Origin of the sequence: Iodobacter sp. BJB302 (genome assembly GCF_002735645.1) — a bacterium.
Lineage (GTDB): Bacteria > Pseudomonadota > Gammaproteobacteria > Burkholderiales > Chitinibacteraceae > Iodobacter.
In genome coordinates this window covers 1-1,536 of the sequence record NZ_PDZG01000168.1, presented here as the reverse complement: position 1 = coordinate 1,536, position 1,536 = coordinate 1, and the positions used below count along the sequence as shown (strand labels likewise).

2 protein-coding genes and 1 pseudogene are annotated in these 1,536 nt (G+C 50.6%); 2 read left to right on the top strand and 1 reads right to left on the bottom strand.

The window, feature by feature from the left end; all coding sequences use genetic code 11:
* Positions 1 to 114: 114 nt before the first annotated feature.
* Positions 115 to 252, top strand: a pseudogene (locus CSQ88_RS23735) (cache domain-containing protein); the annotation flags it as partial.
* A gap of 21 nt (positions 253 to 273) precedes the next feature.
* Complete coding sequence (locus CSQ88_RS22400) at positions 274 to 1,332, top strand: methyl-accepting chemotaxis protein (protein ID WP_099400261.1); 1,059 nt, start codon at positions 274 to 276, stop codon at positions 1,330 to 1,332.
* 113 nt (positions 1,333 to 1,445) lie between these two features.
* Here the strand turns inward: CSQ88_RS22400 and CSQ88_RS22395 are convergent.
* On the bottom strand, positions 1,446 to 1,536 hold a 91-nt coding region (locus tag CSQ88_RS22395; protein WP_143449393.1), incomplete at its 5' end, for an IS3 family transposase.

The window sequence follows — 1,536 nt, the reverse complement described above, 5'->3', positions numbered from 1 at the left end:
ACAGCCCCTTTTGCATCTGGATTGGGTTGATTGCCATGACGACCACTCCACAAAAGAACGTTCGTTCACCTTAGGCCTTTTAAGTGGTTTGAGCAAGGAGATTGAGCAAGAGACATAATCAGGTTAACTTTTACCGCCCGCCCCGGTAGTGAGGATAAAACGCCATATCCAAAATTAAATGGTGTTATTCAGTTTGAGCCATGGGGCTGGATTCCGGGTACCGGCTTTTATCTGGACGATATTGATCGTTTATTCTGGAATAGCGCAATTAAAATGCTGGTGGCTGTTGTTGTTATTCTTGCCGTGATGGGCGCTTTAGCCATGGCAACAATGCGGAGTATTCTGGGGCAATTGGGCGGAGAGCCGCAGTATGCGGCGGATATTGCACTCAATATTGCAAATGGTGATTTGTCCCAACAGATTGATACCAGGGCAGGCAATCATAGCTTAATTGGGTCTATGCGCTCCATGCAGCAGGGTTTGCATGATATGGTTCGGCGCTTTAATCAGGCCTCGTCCACTTTGGCCAATGCATCTGAGCAATTAAATAAAGAAACGGCACAGATCAGCCGGGGCAGCCAGATGACTTCGGAGGCGACGTCATCCACCGCAGCAGCCATTGAAGAAATGACGGTCAGTATCAGCCATATTTCATCCAGTGCTAGGGAAACTGAGCTTAATTCACATCAGGCTGCGGAGCTGGCGACTGAGGGTGAAAAAATGGCCCAGCATGCTGCAGACGAGATTCGCCGTATTTCGGGTGATATCAGCTCTGCAGCCGGGTTGATTCGTGGTCTCGTTGATCGTTCGCGCGAAATTGACAGTATGAGTGCGGTGATTAAAGAAATTGCAGATCAGACTAATTTGCTGGCACTTAATGCCGCAATTGAGGCCGCACGGGCGGGAGAGCAGGGCCGGGGCTTTGCTGTGGTGGCCGATGAAGTGCGTAAATTAGCTGAGCGGACCAGCGGTGCAACGCAAGATATTACCCGTACGATTCGCGCCGTGCAGGACGATACGGATATCGCAGCAGGCTCAATGGATTTAGTGCAGTCACAGGTGGCTCAGGGGGTTGATCTGGTAGAAAAAGCGGCTTCGGCCCTGCGTGAAATTAATGGCATGGCCAGGCTTACTTTAGAAAAGACGCGCGATGTGGCTAACGCCACTCAGGAACAAAGTCAGGTGAGTAACAGTATTGCTGGCAATGTGGAGCGTATCGCCCAGATGGTGGAAGAATCCGATGCATCCGTTCAGGCTGCCCATGAGCAGGTACGCAGCCTTGACGAGCTGGCGCGCGAGCTGACTCTTGAAGCGGCCAAATTTAAGCTTTAGGCGGGCTGAGCGTGGTTTGATCAAAGCTTGGCTCTGTTTGCCAGCCTGATTTGTGCCCGACAAAAAAAGCCCCTGCATCTGAACTGACCCCAATTAGTTGGACAGTATAAAAGCTAGGCGCTCAAGGGCTGGGTTCTGTATTGCACAGGACTCAGCCCTTTTAACTTCAGTTTGATTCGGTCGTGGTTATAGTAATGGATGTAA